Raw genomic sequence first — 17641 nt, forward strand, 5'->3', positions numbered from 1 at the left:
GACTTTTGGTTGCGTAGACAAAATGTGGATTTTAGGAGATAATGTTGGAATGGCCTGATGACCATATATAATCCATTTGGGGGAGTTATCTTGAAGAAGAGCATCATGATTATGCTGATGGTTGTCCTCGTTCTGACAGGTTGTGGCGGCAAGACAAGCGCAAGCGAGCAGCTCGCTCTCGATTATGTCCATGTATTTGTGAACGGCAGCGATCAGGAAGCACGCAAGAAATTCGTGGAGAACAATGTGCATGAGGAAATGAAACCGTTGTTCGAGCTCGGACTGAAAGCATCCGAGGCGAATGGTGACGAAGCAACGAATACATTTCCGAATCCAAAGGTAGTCAAGAGCATCAACTATGAAGAGAAAGGCGACAAGATGGACGCCGTACTGCTCAAGGGAGATGCCGATGTGGAGATGATCGTGATCAACGTAGACAGCAAGTTCGGCATGGCCTTCCGCAGTGATGCGGAGGATGGCTTGTCCAAGGCCGGGTTCGAGCAATTGCGCAAGAAATTTGATTAATTCGAACGATGGCGGCAAGGAATTGAGGGGGAGTGGCTGATGACAAGTCAAATCGACGTGATTAGTCAGCCCCATCGATTTCCTGACACCGTTACTCCTTGATTGCTTGTCCTCGAACTGCCCGGATCGGTCACCTTCCTTGGTAATGAATAGGAGTGAGTTGTTTTGAGGCTACTATGGCGTATTCCTGCTTTCATCTGTCTCCTCATCATTCTGGGCTGCAATAATCAGCCCACAGGACAGCCCGTCACCACGAACAATAATGTCAATGTTACTGAGCAAGCTCAAACTGAAATCACCGAAACGCCAGACGACCAGAATCCCCCTGGCGAATTCGCCTTTAAGATTGGCGATCAACAAATTGCCCTACATGATTGGGACGATCAAGTTGATCTGACCCGTATTCTGGGCACTCCTCTAAGCGAAAGTGTCGAAGAAATGAAATTTGACACCCACACCGGAAGCTTACTCAAAAAGCTGACCTACGATGGACTTGAATTGGAGCTGTTCTCCCCAAAAGGAAACAAGCAATCGTTCTGGATCATGACGATGATTGCGTCTAAGAGCGGGTTCGCAACTCCAGATGGAATTGAAGTAGGCGACTCCGTACAGAAATTGCAAGAAGCCTATTCCGATTTAAGAGTCAACGATGAAGACCCGAATCAGGCCAATTATGAGAGAACCAACCCAGATCAATTTAATACCATGACATTTGAGGTGCAAGACGGGAAAGTAACCACCATCAAAATCTATCATTCAATCCCATAGTTCAATATACACCCGAAACAACAGGGAGCTATCCGAAAAGTCAGGGTTAAGCCTGATAAACAATAAAGCTAACCCCCTAGATTGCTGTACATTCAACATTCTTGGGGGTTTAGCTTGGGTTAAAACACTTGGGAAAGGGGCTTTCTGGCCAGCCCCCGCCGTCATCCCCCCGTCCTAGACGGGCTGCCGGGCATGACGAAGCCCTTCAATTAATATCAGCAATGTCAGCGCCTGTCCATAGGTCATCGGGGAGATCGGAATGTCCTTGTAGAATTGTGCATCCTGCCCCACAGGCGTTCCATAGGATACCTGCTGCACCACACCATTCACATCGATCTGCTCCAGCACGGCCTGCAGCGCCTTCTGGCCGACTGTCAGATAGGCCGGGTCCAGATAGCCTCTGCGTACCGCCTTCAGGATGCCATAGCCGAAGGCAGCAGCACAGGAGGTCTCCACATAAGAGGTCGGGTCATCCAGCACCGTGTGCCACATGCCATCCTCTGCCTGCAGCTCAGCCAATGCCTGAACCTGGCTCCGCATCGTGTCGAGCAGATAGTCCTTGATGCCCCTCTCCAGCTCTACCATATCCAGAAAATCGACGATGCCGCATGTATACCAGCCGTTGCCGCGTCCCCAGCGCACCATGCCGTAATTATGCCTTCCGTTGAAGTCCCAGCCATGGAAGAACAAGCCTGTAGGGCGGTCATATAAATATTTAATATGAATCAAGAATTGCTTTTTCGCTTCTTCGACATAGTCCGGCCGACCGAAGTAGACGCCCGCCCGTGCCAGGAACAGCACCGTCATAAACAATGTATCAATCAGAATCTGCCCGTCATTCGGATCGCCTGTAATCATATGCTGGAACGCATGATCCCCAGTGCGAATCAGTCCGTTCTCCGGGTCCATAATCCAGCGGCTCCACTCGTCGCAGATGCGGATATACTCGGGATTGCCGGTCAACTCGCTTAGCGAGATGAGCGTCAGCAGCGGAGAGCATGTATTGACATTCTTCTCCGGCAGCCCTTCGCTAATCCTCGCATCGAACCATTCCTGCAAAAATTGCAGCGTTCCCTCATCCTTCGTCTCCTGGTAATACTGGTACATCCCATACAAGCCAACGCCCTGCGGCCACTCCCATAGATGAATATCAATCAGTCCAACCGGATAGATCTCATCCATCCCCTCGTTTTTCATCGATTTCATCGCATGGGATACACGCTCTATCGCCTCTGTTATCGTGTCTGCTTTCAATTTCAAGCCATCCTCCTTTCCTTCCCCTACCTATACCTGGCTGCCCTGTCTCACCTGACGCACCAGGCTGCCCTCTACTCCGCAATCCTTGATCTGAACCAGCTCCCCGTTCACCGTCAGAGGCTCCTCCCAGCCGAAGCGTACCTCTCCTAGCAGCGGGTCGTCCACCCGTACCTGCAAGGACTCAGATGAGATGTCGCACGCCATGCCGAGCATACTGTCCATATATTGCTCCAATGAGCTGAACTCGTGGCGGTCAGCCGCCCGGATCAGCCATACATTCTGTCTTCCCGCTGATACCAGCTCACGCCCCTTGTTCACGCCTTCCTCTGTGAACGTCAGCCCGTTCGCCGCATAGAGAGCGACATAGCCGCCATCGCGTTCTGCGAATACCCAGGAGTCCTTGCGCTCTACACGCTCGAAGGCATAGGCCGGGAAGTACGCATGGGTGTAATCCGCATCATGCTGCTCATCCACCTGGAATAACAGAACACCCAGCCCCTTATATTGCCCGACCTTCGGGAGATAGCCGTTGCCTGCCCAGAAGCACGGACGCCCCGCTCCATGGGCGAATAACTCACCCGGATGATTGACCCACACTTGCGCTACTGGAGAAAAGGCCAGATGAAGCACATGCTCCTGATACCCCTTCAGGCCAGGACGGAAATCAGCGATGCTGGACATCGCATAGGTGCTCGTCCGGTAATGCATAAGCTTGGCATATCCGTCCTTGCCCTGCTCCAGCCGGAACTCCAGCTCCTCCTCTGGACGAAGCTTGGTGTGTTCGCCATATTCCGCTGGCGGCGCATACTCCGACAGGTAGACGGAGACATTGAAGCTGGTGCTATTGACATTGCCTACCCCATAGCCGGCCCACAGCAGCGAGGTCGTCCCGGCAGCCTGATTGCCGATCAGCTCCTTCTCATAGCTGCGGCCAAACGTCGAGGTCAGATAGCCCTCATGCGCTTCAGCCGTCATATAGGCATACAGCAGGTCCATGGCTTCCTTCGCCCGCTGGCGCAGCACAGGCAGCTCTGCCAAGTCATAGAGCTGGATGAGCCCCAGGAAGTCAATCGGGATATACGCATTGGAATTCCATTCGGCCAAGCCCTCTGCGAGGAAGCGCTCAAACCAATCGATCAGTTGACGCTCAGCCTTCTCCTGTCTCTGAGCCCCCGTCTCGCCACTGTTCGTGAACACGTCGCCCGGGAACAGTTGTCCCGCCAGCAACTGGCAGCTATGGAACAACAGCGCATGATTCTCGCTGAAGAACCACATAACATCATCGCCTGGCTCGTCAATCCAGTACCGGAAGCCAAGGATCGTCTCCTTAACCTCCGCCCAGAAGGCTTCATCCAGCAGCCCGCTATCGCGGTAATCACGCCATAGTCGGAATAGAGTAATAAGGTAAAAGTCCGCGCAATCTCTGCGCTCGCGGATGCCCACAAGACCATCCCGAATCATCTGCTGCGACACTGCCGGCGAGCCGCCTGTCTTCAGCTTGGCAATCGCCGTATGAATGTTCGGGATGCCCAGCTCGGCTACACATTGCAGTGCGATCTGCTTGCGCTCCGCTACCGTCAACGCCGCACTATCGGCAGGCTGGAAGCGGCTGTTATGCACCTCGATGCCGAACCGTTTGCCGACAGTAACATCGCCCGCACGAACGGTCAGGTCAAAGTATTTGTAATCGACGCCGAAATGATCGGTATGTCCAAGCACCAGCTCGCGCTGCCCCGCCTCCAGCTCACGATTCAGTGTGTACTGTCCGTCAAAAAAGCTGCTGTACACCACATCGAACGCCATACGGCTGCTGAACGGCTCGGCAAAATGCAGCACAACCTGCTCGTCCGTTACACTGTCCTGAGGGAAGCAAGCCCCCTCCAACGCGCGCTCCATAGCCAGCACCTCATCTGCCGTCGCCTGATCAGCAAGCGGCAGGCAGATCTCTAGCTGCTCCGAGCCAGTATATTCGAGCGTATAGTGGTACAGCGTATCTCGCTCTGCCAGGTCCTCGTGACAGACGAAGAAATGATTATCACCCGCTGCAAGCTCGATCTCAATCTGTGTCTGCTGTTCGATGTTGCGAGTGAACGGAGTGAAATCACTCACCAGGCGACCATTCACCCACAGCGCCACGCTGCCACAGGTCTTCAGATGGAATACCGCTGTATGCGCTACAGGGCTTGTGACCACCGTGGACGCATACCGGAGCATGTGGGTCGGAACATAATAGAAGCCGGATTTCTCCACGCGCGAGTTGCCCCACGGAAAGTAGACGTCCCAGGACGCTTCGCTCTCCCAGCGCGCAATCCGTTCTCCTGGCAATGGCCGGGTGTTAGCGGGCAGCTCGGGAGCAGCAGCCCGCCTGTCCGCCACAAACTCCTTGCGGCATGGGTTCTCATGAATCGAGAAGCCCTTGATCAGCCAATCGTTAATATCCCCTTCCATCGTCATCGGCTCGAAGCGCACGCTGCGGGTCAGAATATCGCTGATCAGCCAGCGGTTAATGACCTGGTGCCGCAGCTGCAACGGTGTATAGACAAGACAGTTGCCTTTGTTGGCTCTCGTCGTCATTGTAGTTATCATCCCTTCATCCCTGATGTTGCGATACCTTGTACGAAGTGGCGTTGGAAGATAAGGAAGACCACGAGCACAGGAATCATCGTAATGGTGGACATCGCCAGCAAGCTGCCCCAGTCGACATTGTATTCACCAATAAAGTTGGACAGCGCCAGTTGAAGCGTATATTTGGACGGATCACTGATGACAATGAGCGGCCACAGGAAGTCGTCCCAACGCCACATGAAGGAGAAGATGGCCAATACGGCAATGATCGGCTTCGCAATCGGCAACACGACACGCCAGAAGATTTTCCATTCGCCCGCTCCGTCGATCCGTGCCGCCTCGAGCAGGTCATCCGGTACAGACAGCAGATACTGGCGTACCAGGAACACTCCGGTTGGCGTGGCAGCCGGCGGAATGATGATGCCCAGCAGGCTGTTGTACAGACCGAGCGAGGAGATGACCTTGAAGATCGGAATCATAATGACTTCAAGCGGAATCATCAGCGTGGAGATAAAGCCGATCAGAAATAGCGTATCCCCCTTGAAGCGGTATTTCGCCAGAGCAAACCCGGCCATCGTATTGATCAGCACCAGCAACAGCGTGGATACGACCGTTACGATCGTGCTGTTCATGAAGTAGGTGCCGAAGTTGCCCTTCTCAAAGGCCGTCACGAAATGCTCCAGCGAGAATACTTCGGGCAGAAAGGCCGGCGGAAAGCTGTACAGCTCCGTATTATTCTTGAAGGAGGACAGCACCGTCCATAGCACTGGAAATAACCATACCAGCGACAGCAACACCAGTAATGCATAAGTACCTAGCTTTGCTTTGCTCATTCGGAGCCTCCTCCCTTGGCAAGACGGAATTGCAAGGCCGAGAACACCCCGATAATGACGAACAGGATGACGGACATGGCGCTGGCCATGCCCAGCTCTTGCTTCGTAAAGCCGATCTCATAAATGTATTGCACTACATACGTGGTTTCCTTGCCCGGGCCGCCCCCAGTCAACGCATACATCAGCGGGTAGGCCTTGACAGCATCGATCAATGATACCATCAGCACCAGCACACTGGTCGGCTTCAGCATCGGCAATGTAATGCTCCAGAAGGTCCGCCATTTCGATGCGCCGTCCAGATTGGACGCTTCGTATAGATCAACCGGGATCGATTGCAGACCCGCAATGAAAATAACCATGAAGAACCCGACCCTCGACCATAAGGTCGCAATGATAACCGACAGGTTCGCATAGAATGGATCGGTTAGCCATGCTACCGGCTCCAGGCCGATCGACGTCAGCATATAATTCAAGATGCCGAAGGTGTCGCCGAAGATCCATTTCCAGGTTAAACCTACGATAATATAAGAAATCATGGTCGGCCAATAAATACTGGCCCGGAAGAGCCCCTTCAGCCTGACTTCGCGAATCAGAAGCATTGCAATGCCAAGCGCCAATACGTAGATTCCAGGTACGACAAGAGCTGCATACAGGCCGGAACGGCCAAGAGCCGCCCAGAACTCGCTATTGCTGAGCACATCCATGTAATTCTGTAAGCCTAGAAACTCCATCTCATTGAGTCCGTCATACTCATAAAATGAGTAGATGAACCCGACAACTGCCGGGATGGCAATAAAGGTCGTGAAGATGACAAGATTAGGCAAAAGAAACAGATATGGCGCCAGCATGCGTCTAAGTCTGTCCCTGCCCATCGAGGAACGTGGATTGCTCTTGGAGCTGGTTATAGTCTGAGACACCCTTTCCTCTCCTTTCTGTTGCTATGGGCTAGTGGCCAGGTGGCAGGGAGCGGGACGCCAGCTTGCCTGGCACCCCTCTCCCGCTACCTGCCTCATTCAATCCTCTTGCCCTTCTTCATTGTTAACGTCCCAGATGGACGCTTATTTCTCGGCATCGGCAAGCGCTTTGTCGATCAGCTTTGCGGTCTCATCCAGCGCTTCCTGCGAGGTCTTCTTATCGAACAGCACGCTTACGATATTGTCCTTCAGGTCAGTTGAGAACTTAGGGATAACCGTCTGACGCGACCAGTCGTTAGCAGCAAGTGGCGGGGTATTGGCCAGTTCATTAGCGAACACCTCGAACATCTCCTTGCCGAACGCATAATCGAGCTTATCATTGTCCTTGCGCGGGCTAATAAAGAGCGATTCCTGATTGTAACGGCCATTAATGTCCTTGGATGTCGCCCACTTAATAAATTCAGCCGCTTCCTTCTCCACCTTGCTTCCCTGGAACGCCATCAGATACTTCCCGCCAGGAACGGAGGAACGAATCTTGCCCTTCGGCATATAAGCAACGCCCCACTCAAAAGCCGTAATGTCCTTGTAATTGCTCAGCATCCAGTTGCCTGCCAGGTGAGCCGCTACTGTACCGGAACGGAACAGATTGTTCGGGTTCTCGCTGCCCAGCCACACCGATGCTGGCATAATCCCGTCCTTGTGAAGCTTGTTGAAGTAATCGAGCGCTTGCACGCCTTCCGCACTGTTGATTGCCGCCTTCGTTCCGTCTGCACTAATCATGCTGCCGCCGAACTGATAGAGCAGCGTCGACCAGCGGTGAGGGGTTACATCCCATACAAGACCGTACTTAGCGCCGCCCTTATCCATTACCTGACGCAGCGATGCCTCGAATTCGTCCCATGTCCATACATTGTTCGGGTCTGTCGGCACGGATACGCCTGCCTTGTCGAACAAGGTCTTGTTATAGAGCAGCCCATTGGCTGTCACATCCATCGGTGCTGCAATAATCTTGCCGTCCGTTACATAATAGGGCTGGATCGAATCCATGAACTGCCCTGTGAATTCCTCCGCCGAGCCCACATAAGGCGTCAGATCAAGCGCTTGCTTGGCGAAGCCGCCTGTGTCGGTCATTCTGGCTAGAGCTGGCGGGCTGCCACCGCTGATCATCGTTTTCAGCTTCGTGTTGAGGTCCTTGAATGCAACCTCGATCAGATTGATTTTCACATTCGGTGTGGCGCCTTCATATTCCTTGATCAGCTTCTTGATGACATCGCCTTCCACACCGTCGGAGAACCACAGAAAATCAAGCGTAACCTGTTTGCCTGACTCCTTCGAGCCTGAGGCTGACTCCTGCTTGGCAGGACTGGAGCCGCAAGCGGTTACGAAAACCATCAAGAGGATGAGAACTGCTGCAAGCACTGGGGTTGGAATAATTTTTCTCATTGAGATCATGCTCCTTCAACATTAGAATTACCGATGCGTCTTGCGATACATCTGAGGAGATACGCCGGCATATTGCTTGAACATCCGACTGAAGTGAACCGGGTTGCTGAATCCGAGCTGTTCGGACATCATCCCAACGGACTTATCGGAGAGCTTGAGCAGCTTCTTCGCTTCATCGATCCGTTTGCGGGTAACATAGTTGTTGATCGATATGCCTGTTACTTCCTTGAAGCAGTGACACATATAATATTTGTTCAGATGCATCGCTGCGGACAGCTCTTCCAGCGAAATCGTGCTCCTGTAGTTCTGATTGAGATACATCAGGATACGGCTTACATTGGATTCCTTCTGTGATTGTGCCGGAGCCGTAAGCAGCGAGTAGACATCCTTGGACTTGCGGTATATTTTGAGCAGCAGTTGAACCATCAGGCTTTGCAGCATGAATTCATGTCCGGCTGCCCCCTTTTCCCGTTCGCTATACATGGTGGCAAAATGACTGTCCAATTCCTCCTTACTATGCTCATCCCACCGCAGAAGTAGTCCGTTGGGGTGCGCAAACAAATTCAACAGCTTCACATGAAGATCATCCCCCGCCATTTCCTGAATATAGTCTGCTGTAAAATTGACATAGCTTCGTATATACGGCTGATCCTTCGCCGGATTAGGACGATGGAGCACATCGCCGCTGAACAACAGCATATCCCCCGGCTGCAACACGTAGATTTCATTGCCAATCACAAAGTTGGCGTTGCCCTGCAGAAAAAAATAAATCTCATAACCATCATGTGTATGGAGTGGCCAACTGTTCTGCCATTCAGATACTTGATAACGAATGTAGATTCGTTCCTGCTTTAATGCCCTATTGGTAGGATAATGAGCATTATACGACATGTGCGCCTCCTCCCAAATCACATGATTTTTGTCACAAGCTTTTGATCTATTAATGTAAACGCTTTATTACGATAATAGCATAGATTTCGTAGAATAAAAGCATGAAAATTGTCTTATGTTTAACATATCTTGCTGTCCGTGTTCTCTGCAAAATTTCTATAATACCGCAATAATGGATAAGAACGAGCAAGATTGAATAGGTTTCACTTGCAATTTCGGTATATAATAATAGGATAAATGAACTAGGGAGAGCGAACATATGAAGCTTGCATCATGGAATGTCAACGGCCTGCGCGCCTGCGTGAATAAAGGATTCTACGATTACTTCCAGTCGGTGGACGCCGATCTGTTCTGCATCCAGGAATCCAAGCTTCAAGAGGGACAGATCTGTATGGAGCTGGCTGCAGAATACGAGATGTACTGGAATTATGCAGTCAAGAAGGGGTATTCCGGCACAGCGATCTTCACGCGAATCAAGCCGTTATCTGTCTGGTACGGGCTGGAGCAAGACAGCGAGGAGGAGGGAAGGATCATTACGCTCGAATTCGAGCACTTCTATATGGTGAACGTCTATACGCCGAACGCTCGGCGGGATCTGTCGCGGCTGGAGCTGCGGCTGGAATGGGAGGAGCGCTTCCGCAGCTATGTGAAGCAGTTGGATGAACGGAAGCCCGTTATACTCTGCGGCGACTTGAATGTCGCGCATCAGGAGATCGATATTCGCAATGCCAAGTCCAATCATGGCAACTCCGGCTTCACCACAGAGGAGCGGGGCAAGATGACCGAGCTGCTGAATGCCGGATTTATCGACACATTCCGCTATCTGCACCCGGAGCAGGCAGACGCCTATACCTGGTGGTCCTTCATGCCGAAGGTACGGGAGAGGAATATTGGCTGGCGGATCGATTATTTTCTACTATCTGAGCGCCTCGCTCCGTTCTTGCAATCGGCAGGCATCGACGCGCATATTATGGGGAGCGACCATTGTCCGATTACGCTGGAGCTGGCAGATGAAGTTCTAAGGGGGGTCTAGGCACAACAAAGGCATCCGGTTATCAGCTCACACTGATTCCCGGATGCCCTATTTTGTTGCTTACAACGTTACCCCAGCTCAGCCCTTCACCCCACCGACCATCATACCCTTAACAAAGTATTTCTGCAGGAACGGATAGACCATAATGATCGGCACGGAGGCGACAATCGTCATCGTGGCTCGTGCGGACAGCGGTGTCACCATATTCTGCGACCCTCCAGTCATCCCCGATACCATCCCGCTCGTGGAGCTGGTTGTCGTATTGGAGTTCTGCAGGATCTTCTGCAGCTCATATTGCAGCGTGCTCAAATCAATGTCTGAGGAATTGTACAAGAACACGTCGAACCATGAATTCCATTGGTAGACACCCGAGAACAAGGCTACCGTTGCCAGCACTGGCGTCGTCAATGGCAGTACGATACTGAAGAAGGTTCGGAACTCGCCGGCGCCGTCGATCTTCCCCGACTCCAGGATGCTCTCTGGCAAGCCTTCAATGAAGGAGCGGATAATGATCAGATTGAACACGCCGATCAGACCCGGCCAGATATACACCCAGAAGCTGCCCAGCAGATCCAGGTCACGCATCAGCAAGAAGGTAGGAATCAGTCCACCGTTAAAGTACATGGTCAGGATAAAGGCAATCGTAATAAATTTACGCAATACATATTCCTGTTTCGTCAGCGTATAAGCGACCATCGCCGAGCAAAATACGGTTAATACCGTACCCACTACAGTACGCAGCACCGAGATCATCGTGGCATGGAAGATCGTCGCTTCCTTCAGAACATAGGCGTAATTATCCAGCGTCCATATCCGGGGCCACAGATAGATGCCGCCCTTGATGGAATCCTGCGCCTGATTGAGTGATACCGCCAGAACATTAAGAAACGGATACAGCGTAACAAACATCAGTATAATCATGAACCCGTAGTTGCACAGATCAAATATTCTGTCGCCGAGCGGCATTTTAATGGTATTTCGTGCACCCTTCGCAGCCATGCGCTGCACCTCCATTTCTAGAATAGTCTGGCTTCGCCCATCCGCTTGGCAAGATGATTCGCTGAAAACAGAAGAATGAAGCTGACGACCGTCTTAAATATCCCCGCTGCGGTCGCAAGAGAAAAGTTGCTTTGCGCAATCCCGTATTTCAAGACAAAAATGTCAATGTTTTCAGAGTAATCGATATTCATCCCATTGCCCAGCAAATACTGTGGCTCAAAGCCCGATTCCATCAAGTAACCGATATTCATAATCAGCAATACGATAATGACTGGCTTGATGCCAGGTAAGGTAATGTACATCATCTTCTTGATTCTGCCTGCGCCATCCATCTCTGCCGCCTCATACTGAGCGGGGTCAATCGTCGTCATCGCAGCCAAATATACAATGGTGTTCCAGCCGACATCCTTCCAGATCGAGCCTGCTCCGAAGATCGTCCAGAAGTGGTGGGGAATGCCTAGAAATAAGATCTCATTTCCTCTGTCGATCACACCTATCCAGAGAAGAATCTGGTTCAATATGCCTTCCGGCGCCAGGGTGGTCTGGATAATGCTCGCCGCAACTACCCAAGAGATAAAGTGTGGTAGATAACTAACCGTCTGCACGATCCGCTTAAAGGCCATATGACGAAGCTCATTCAACAGCAGCGCCAGCGTAATGGCGGTCACAAATCCGAATACAAGGTTAATGCTGCTCATCGCAAGCGTGTTGCGCAGGACGCGCAGAAAGCGATCATCGCCGAACAAGAACTCAAAATGCTTGAAGCCGACCCACGTCTGCTCCCATATGCTCAGATGGGACTTATAATCCTGAAATGCTGTCGTCCAACCCCAGATCGGGACGTACTTGAATATCAGCAACCAAATGACAAACGGTACGGACATCAGCATCAGAGCCCGCTGCCGCATCAGCTTGGAGAAGAAGACGCCGATTCGGCTTGTCTTCTTGGCCGCCGCAGCACTGGATGGTGTAGGCGCAGTATTGGTCTCCATAAATCTTCTCCTTCCGCTGCTCCACTTAAGGGTAAGCGGCAGGCCGGTTGCTCCGGTGAACCCTTGGACCCGGCCTGCCGCTATGCTGCATTATTTTGCCGCTGCTGCTCTCTTCTTGACCTCATCGGTCGTCCACTTCTCGTAGCCAGCCGTATCCAGCTTAGCGAATTCCTTCGTATATTCCTCCCATGCCGCCTCGAACTTGTCAGGCGTCGCCAGTACCATTTTCGGGAAATACTTCTTCGTCAGCTCATCCTTGCTCGTTTCCCACATCTGCTCTGGCGAGTTCTGCTCCTTCGCAAAGCCCCATGCCGGGAACCATGGACGGTACACAGGTGCAGCGAACATCTGGCTGTACGTTTGCACGCCGTATTTGTCCAGAATTTCCTTGTCCTTGTCGATCAGGCTCATCTGGAATACTTCCGGCTGGAACAATACGTTCTTGGCGTTGCCATCGGACAACGACGAATTCGCATTGTAGCTCGGCCAGTTCCAGCCATACTGCTTGAAGCCGAATTTCTCATTGAACGACTCGTCAATCATGTTGATCTGCTCCAGCGTGCGATAGAAGCGGCCTTCCTCGTTCACTTCATACGTCTCGCCTTTGATTCCCCAGCTCGTCAGAATCTGATTCTCTTCCTTGAGCATGTTGTCGAAGTATTTGATGATCCGAACCGGGTCCTTCGCGCTAACGGTAATGCCGATGCCGCGGTTGTTGACCAACCCGCCTTGCGGGTCAATGTAAGCATCCTTCGTATTCTCATCGAAGGTTACCGGCAGCGGGAAGTAATTATATTGGCTCAGGGATGGGTCTTTGCGCGCCGCATCCTTCAGCAGGTTCAGCGCATTTTGCACCTGCCATCTGTAGTCGAAGAAGCCCAGTACCTTATGCGAGGTCAGCTTCGCAATATATTGATCATAGTTATCCACGAATGATGCCTTATCGAACAGGCCTTTAGCATTCAGCTCGTTGAGCGCTTTCATCCATTTGTAGGTTGCCTCGGTGCCTGCATAGGTTTTGGCCTCCAGTGAATTCAGGTCGACCGTGACATTACCTTCATTCGGATAACCCATCAGATGCATCGGCGGATTGGAGGTGGCGAAGAATCTCCAGTCATGCGTCAGTGAAACCATCCCTGTCAGGTTCTCATCCTTGTGCTTCGCCACATAATTCTCGATTAATTCCATATACTGATCAAGGGTGGTGATCTTCGGATACCCGGCTTCCTCCAGCACACGGCGCTGCACCCAGAAGGCTGCCGCTGGCTCAGGGTCAGGCACATAGTCGCCTACCTGAACAGCGATCGGCAAGAAATAGATTTTGCCGTCCTTGCCCTTCATCTGCTCCATATATGGCCCGTATACCCGCTTGATATTAGGAGCATGCTCCTCGATCAGCTCGTCGAGCGGAATGAAAGCGCCTGCATTGAGAACCTCTTCAATCGCCGCATCCGGGATCAGTACCTCAGGGTACTTGCCTGATGCGATCATCGTGCCGATCTTCGTATTCAAGTCGCCTACAAGAAATTCAAGCTTGAAGTTGACGCCGGTCTGATCCTCAAGAATCTTGCCGATCGTCGTTTCGTTCGTATTGATGTCCTTCGTGTTCGCCACACCATTATAGATCGTATAGGTGACCTTATCCTCTGAGGTTGCCGAATTGTTACCCTTCGATTCGGAGCCCGTCGACGATGACCCTGCTTTGGTCGCTGTACTGTTGTCTTTCCCTGGGGTTCCGCTACAAGCTGTCACAACAGATAACAGCATGACGGCCGCCAGACTTAGCAGCATAATCTTGCTTTTACTCAATGTGTTCATTCCCCTCTCTGTATCTATTTCTTGCTTACTCTTAGTATAGAGAGTAACTTATGGTTTGATTACCGGTTAAATTATGGTTTATGTTTTACAAATTATATGATCTCTCCATGACTGGATATACTTTCTCTGCGGGAACCATCTCCCTTGGGAATCGATAATCGAACATGCGTCCCGTTGCCTGGCGCGCTATGCAGCTCGAATCGGAACTGATCGCCATAGATCAGCTTGCTGCGGTAGATGACATTCTGGATGCCGATGCGCTCGCCCATCACCTCATCCGTCTGTACATATCGCCGCAGCTCCTCTGCCTTCTCCATCGTCATGCCAACCCCGTTATCCCGGATGGCGAATACCAGCTCCTGCCCGATAACTTCAATTTGAATCTCCAGCACGCCTCCGTGCTTTAATGCCTCAATGCCATGAATGCACGCATTTTCAACAAACGGCAGGAACATCATTTTTGGTATCGTACACAGGTAAGCATCCGGGTCAACCTGGATATGATAGTCCAGCTTGTCCTCGAACCGGTATTTTTGAATGTCGAGAAAGCAGCGAATGAACTGCAGCTCCTCCTGGACTGTAATTCGGTCCTTGCTCCAGGTCAGAGAGCTGCGGAGAATCTTCGCCATGCTATGGATAATATTGGCCGTCTCCTCCTCGTTCTTGAGCAGGCTGCGCATGCGGATCGTCTCCAGCGCATTGAACAGAAAATGCGGGTTCACCTGGCTCTGCAGCGCATTCAACTGCGCCTTGCGCCGCTCCAGCTCTGACGATTTCTTCTGAATGTCTGCCAGATATACATCCTGAATCAATGATTTGATCTGCTGGGTCATCCGATTGAATTCCAGCGTTAATTGGCCGATCTCGTCGCGGGCATCCGCTTCCTGTATAATCTCGAAGTTTTGACTCTTGACCTTCTTCATATGCCTCAATATTTTAACGATTCTTCGCGTAATGGAACGGGTCGTAATCGTAATGATCAGTGTAGGGAGCGTCACCATCAGACAAGCCGACCAGAGGATAAAGTCGCGGGTTTTCCACACCTCCTTGGACACCTCATCTGAGTTCACCGTCCCGATAATACGCCAGCCCTGCAAATAGCTGATGTCGCTGTAATCGAGAGCGAACTCGATCGTGGACGGCGATTCAGGTTGAGCATACCGCTGCTTGCTGCTGGCTCGCCAGTCCAGCTCGCGATTGGTCGTATATTCAATATAGCCGCTCGGATTAATAAGATACATATCACCTTGAATGTTAAGATTGGTGAACAATTCCTCCAGATCAATTGTTCTGAAATCAATCTTGAGCAGCTTCTCCTTATGCATCCTCTCAGGGAAATAGTCCAGCTTGCGCAGCAGGGAGAAGGTCGCGAACCGACCGCCACCCCCCTCCGTCCGTACAAATACAGGCTGCAAGCCGGCACTGACCCCCGCCGCCCGGTACCAGTCCGTTGCACGAATCTGCTCTGACAGATAACCGATATTGCCTGAATGCAGCAGTGTCGTATTATCCACATAAATCAACATGTTCTGATAGGAGACCGCGCCGGGGTTATAGCTGTTCATGACACGTCGCAGATAGCCGTCATAGGCCTCGACATAATCTTCTGCATAGACAAAATCCCGTTCCAGAATCTCATTGATTCGAAAATCCGTGTAAAAATAAGAGGACAGCCCGACCGCATCGTCCAGCAATTGACTGAATTCATTGCCAATCTGTGCAATGGCTCGGTCAATATCCTGAATTCGTTGATCCCTTACATTGTCGGCAATGACATTGTAGAAGATCAGGTTCGTCAGCAGAATAGGCGCGAATACACATAGAAAATAGACAGCCAGCATCTTGTTGCGCAGCTTGACATTATTCAGCAATTTCATTCTTGCTCCTCCTGTCACTTCCAGCGATTCCGATACTCTGTCGGCGTCATCTTCTCCAGCTTCTCGAACTGGATGACGAAATAATCCGCCGAATTAAACCCTACCCGATCAGCAATCTCATAGATTCTCAGATCGCCCTGCTTCAGCAGCTTCTTAGCCTCGTCAATCCGCAACTGCAGCAAATATTCATTGAAGTATACGCCGTAGCTTTTCTTGAAGAGCTGTCCAAGATAAGCAGAGTTCATATAAAATTGGGCGGCAATACTTTTCAGATTAATGTTCTTGTGGAAATGATGATCGACATAGGACTTCACCTTATAGATCCCCCGCTGACCAGCCGTCCGGTACAAGCCGCTGATCATCTCCGCAGCCTCACACATGAATTGCTCAAACAACCGCCTGAGCCCTGTCCAGGTAATATTATGATCATGCCAGCCAATGATCGCCTCTATATGCCGAAGCTCCTGGTCATCACCCTCGAACTCCCGGATCGACTTGATAACCGATGCCACGCATTGAACGATCGCTGTCTTGATCGCTTCCGGTGAGAAGCGCTCCTCCACACACTCGGCGAAGATACGCTGGACAGACTGCATAATATGCTCCGGCTTATTCTCCTCCACGGCTTCGATCAACTGTCGATGTGTATGCTCCTGCAGAGGCTTATACACGAGCGAGATGCCTTCGATATCCGCCGGCTGCAGTAATAGCTGCTGATGCAGAACGAAGCGATACGCTACCGCCTCCTTGGCGCTACGGTAGGAATGCCGCAACTGCTCCAGGGAATGGATGGTTTCTCCCGTATACGCCCGGTATTGCCAGCCCGGCTCCTGGTTGAGCTGGTGAAGCACCTCCTGCAGATAGCCAGCCAACTGATGATGTGCTGCTCGCCAGTACAGATCGGGGATGATCAGCCCGTAGGCTCTGCGATGCTCATAGATGATCGGAGCGAGCGGCGAGCGAGCCGTGTGTCGGAATACCTCCTGAAGCCTGCTGCGAATCTGACTCGTATCGCTCGCTGTCTCCTGCTCCCATGGTTGGTCACTGCTCAGCTCGACCAGCACATACACATATTGCTCGGCCCCCGCCTCTACCCAAGGTGCGCTCCACCTGGCAAGCTCTTCGCCGCGCAGCTCCCCGCGCAGCAGCGCTTCGATCTGCCGCTGGCCCAGCTCATTCCGTTGTCGCTCCTGCTCTCTCCGCTTCTCCTCCAGCTTGCCGCGCAGCTTATTCAGTATCTCAGTCATATCCTCTTTATCCACAGGCTTGAGCACATAATCCATTACACCGAAGCGGATCGCCCGCTGTGCATAGCGAAAATCATTGTATCCGCTAATGATGATGAATTCGGTATCCAGCCCGTCCTCCGCTACCGCTTGGATGAGTTCCAGCCCATCCATCGCTGGCATTCGGATGTCTGTGACGACCAGATCCGGCTTGTTCGCCCGAATGATCGCGAAGGCATCCTCCCCATTGTCCGCTTCACCAATGACATGGAAGCCCAGAGCCTCCCAATCCATCATCTTGACTAATCCCTTACGCACAAATTGCTCATCGTCCACAATGACCACTGTGTTCATGCGACACCCCTCTTTCTAAATTTGTATCGGAATGCAATTCTTTCTAGAATGAGGTATTCGACAGCTATAGTGTCCGATTCCTTTACCGGAACCTTCCGTTTTTACAAACAAAAGTGACAGATCGCCTCATTGAAAGACCATCAAGA

14 protein-coding genes are annotated in these 17641 nt (G+C 51.6%); 3 read left to right on the top strand and 11 right to left on the bottom strand.

The genetic code is table 11. The annotated features are described in order from the left end of the window. Positions 1–90 precede the first annotated feature (90 nt). Together ACY1JZ_RS19700 and ACY1JZ_RS19705 are read left to right on the top strand one after the other, a co-directional pair. A complete protein-coding gene (locus tag ACY1JZ_RS19700) occupies positions 91–525 on the top strand; it encodes a hypothetical protein (protein WP_462630630.1) in 435 nt (144 codons plus the stop codon). A gap of 165 nt (positions 526–690) precedes the next feature. Next, positions 691–1293 (top strand): hypothetical protein, encoded by a 603-nt coding sequence (locus ACY1JZ_RS19705; protein WP_462630631.1) that lies wholly within the window; start codon positions 691–693, stop codon positions 1291–1293. Between the two features lie 174 nt (positions 1294–1467). On the opposite strand, the gene bglB is transcribed toward ACY1JZ_RS19705, so the two are convergent. From bglB to ACY1JZ_RS19735, 6 genes are all read right to left on the bottom strand, one after another. After that, positions 1468–2547: a beta-galactosidase BglB gene (gene bglB, locus ACY1JZ_RS19710; protein WP_462630734.1), complete on the bottom strand. Its 1080-nt coding sequence runs from the start codon at positions 2545–2547 to the stop codon at positions 1468–1470. A gap of 30 nt (positions 2548–2577) precedes the next feature. After that, on the bottom strand, positions 2578–5124 hold the full coding sequence (locus ACY1JZ_RS19715; protein ID WP_462630632.1) for a hypothetical protein: 2547 nt from the start codon (positions 5122–5124) through the stop codon (positions 2578–2580). Between the two features lie 8 nt (positions 5125–5132). Further along, a complete protein-coding gene (locus tag ACY1JZ_RS19720; RefSeq protein WP_462630633.1) occupies positions 5133–5948 on the bottom strand; it encodes a carbohydrate ABC transporter permease in 816 nt (271 codons plus the stop codon). Then, positions 5945–6820: a carbohydrate ABC transporter permease gene (locus ACY1JZ_RS19725; RefSeq protein ID WP_462630735.1), complete on the bottom strand. Its 876-nt coding sequence runs from the start codon at positions 6818–6820 to the stop codon at positions 5945–5947. The genes ACY1JZ_RS19720 and ACY1JZ_RS19725 overlap by 4 nt, the downstream gene beginning before the upstream one ends. A 186-nt stretch (positions 6821–7006) precedes the next feature. Beyond that, entirely contained in the window at positions 7007–8305 is a 1299-nt protein-coding gene (locus ACY1JZ_RS19730) for an ABC transporter substrate-binding protein (RefSeq protein WP_462630634.1), read from the bottom strand. Positions 8306–8332: 27 nt separating this feature from the next. After that, a complete protein-coding gene (locus ACY1JZ_RS19735; protein WP_462630635.1) occupies positions 8333–9196 on the bottom strand; it encodes an AraC family transcriptional regulator in 864 nt (287 codons plus the stop codon). A 259-nt stretch (positions 9197–9455) separates the two neighbouring features. On the opposite strand from ACY1JZ_RS19735, the gene ACY1JZ_RS19740 reads away from it, so the two are divergent. Then, positions 9456–10229 (top strand): exodeoxyribonuclease III, encoded by a 774-nt coding sequence (locus ACY1JZ_RS19740; RefSeq protein ID WP_462630636.1) that lies wholly within the window; start codon positions 9456–9458, stop codon positions 10227–10229. Positions 10230–10307: 78 nt separating this feature from the next. Here ACY1JZ_RS19740 and ACY1JZ_RS19745 read toward each other — a convergent pair whose 3' ends face one another. The 5 genes from ACY1JZ_RS19745 to ACY1JZ_RS19765 form a co-directional block, all read right to left on the bottom strand. Continuing rightward, entirely contained in the window at positions 10308–11228 is a 921-nt protein-coding gene (locus ACY1JZ_RS19745; RefSeq protein ID WP_270167308.1) for a carbohydrate ABC transporter permease, read from the bottom strand. A gap of 17 nt (positions 11229–11245) precedes the next feature. Beyond that, positions 11246–12220: an ABC transporter permease gene (locus ACY1JZ_RS19750; protein ID WP_462630637.1), complete on the bottom strand. Its 975-nt coding sequence runs from the start codon at positions 12218–12220 to the stop codon at positions 11246–11248. A gap of 90 nt (positions 12221–12310) precedes the next feature. After that, complete coding sequence (locus tag ACY1JZ_RS19755) at positions 12311–14029, bottom strand: type 2 periplasmic-binding domain-containing protein (protein WP_462630638.1); 1719 nt, start codon at positions 14027–14029, stop codon at positions 12311–12313. 101 nt (positions 14030–14130) lie between these two features. Next, positions 14131–15915: a sensor histidine kinase gene (locus tag ACY1JZ_RS19760; RefSeq protein ID WP_462630639.1), complete on the bottom strand. Its 1785-nt coding sequence runs from the start codon at positions 15913–15915 to the stop codon at positions 14131–14133. A gap of 14 nt (positions 15916–15929) precedes the next feature. After that, a complete protein-coding gene (locus ACY1JZ_RS19765) occupies positions 15930–17495 on the bottom strand; it encodes a response regulator transcription factor (RefSeq protein WP_462630640.1) in 1566 nt (521 codons plus the stop codon). Positions 17496–17641 lie beyond the last annotated feature (146 nt).

Source organism: Paenibacillus sp. J5 (assembly GCF_054955055.1).

Coding starts and splice junctions, on each gene's coding strand:
- ACY1JZ_RS19725 (WP_462630735.1), bottom strand. CDS start 6,820: ATGGGCAGGGACAGACTTAGACGCATGCTGGCGCCATATCTGTTTCTT.
- ACY1JZ_RS19760 (WP_462630639.1), bottom strand. CDS start 15,915: ATGAAATTGCTGAATAATGTCAAGCTGCGCAACAAGATGCTGGCTGTC.
- ACY1JZ_RS19730 (WP_462630634.1), bottom strand. CDS start 8,305: ATGAGAAAAATTATTCCAACCCCAGTGCTTGCAGCAGTTCTCATCCTC.
- ACY1JZ_RS19720 (WP_462630633.1), bottom strand. CDS start 5,948: ATGAGCAAAGCAAAGCTAGGTACTTATGCATTACTGGTGTTGCTGTCG.
- ACY1JZ_RS19745 (WP_270167308.1), bottom strand. CDS start 11,228: ATGGCTGCGAAGGGTGCACGAAATACCATTAAAATGCCGCTCGGCGAC.
- ACY1JZ_RS19740 (WP_462630636.1), top strand. CDS start 9,456: ATGAAGCTTGCATCATGGAATGTCAACGGCCTGCGCGCCTGCGTGAAT.
- ACY1JZ_RS19715 (WP_462630632.1), bottom strand. CDS start 5,124: ATGACGACGAGAGCCAACAAAGGCAACTGTCTTGTCTATACACCGTTG.
- ACY1JZ_RS19765 (WP_462630640.1), bottom strand. CDS start 17,495: ATGAACACAGTGGTCATTGTGGACGATGAGCAATTTGTGCGTAAGGGA.
- ACY1JZ_RS19750 (WP_462630637.1), bottom strand. CDS start 12,220: ATGGAGACCAATACTGCGCCTACACCATCCAGTGCTGCGGCGGCCAAG.
- ACY1JZ_RS19735 (WP_462630635.1), bottom strand. CDS start 9,196: ATGTCGTATAATGCTCATTATCCTACCAATAGGGCATTAAAGCAGGAA.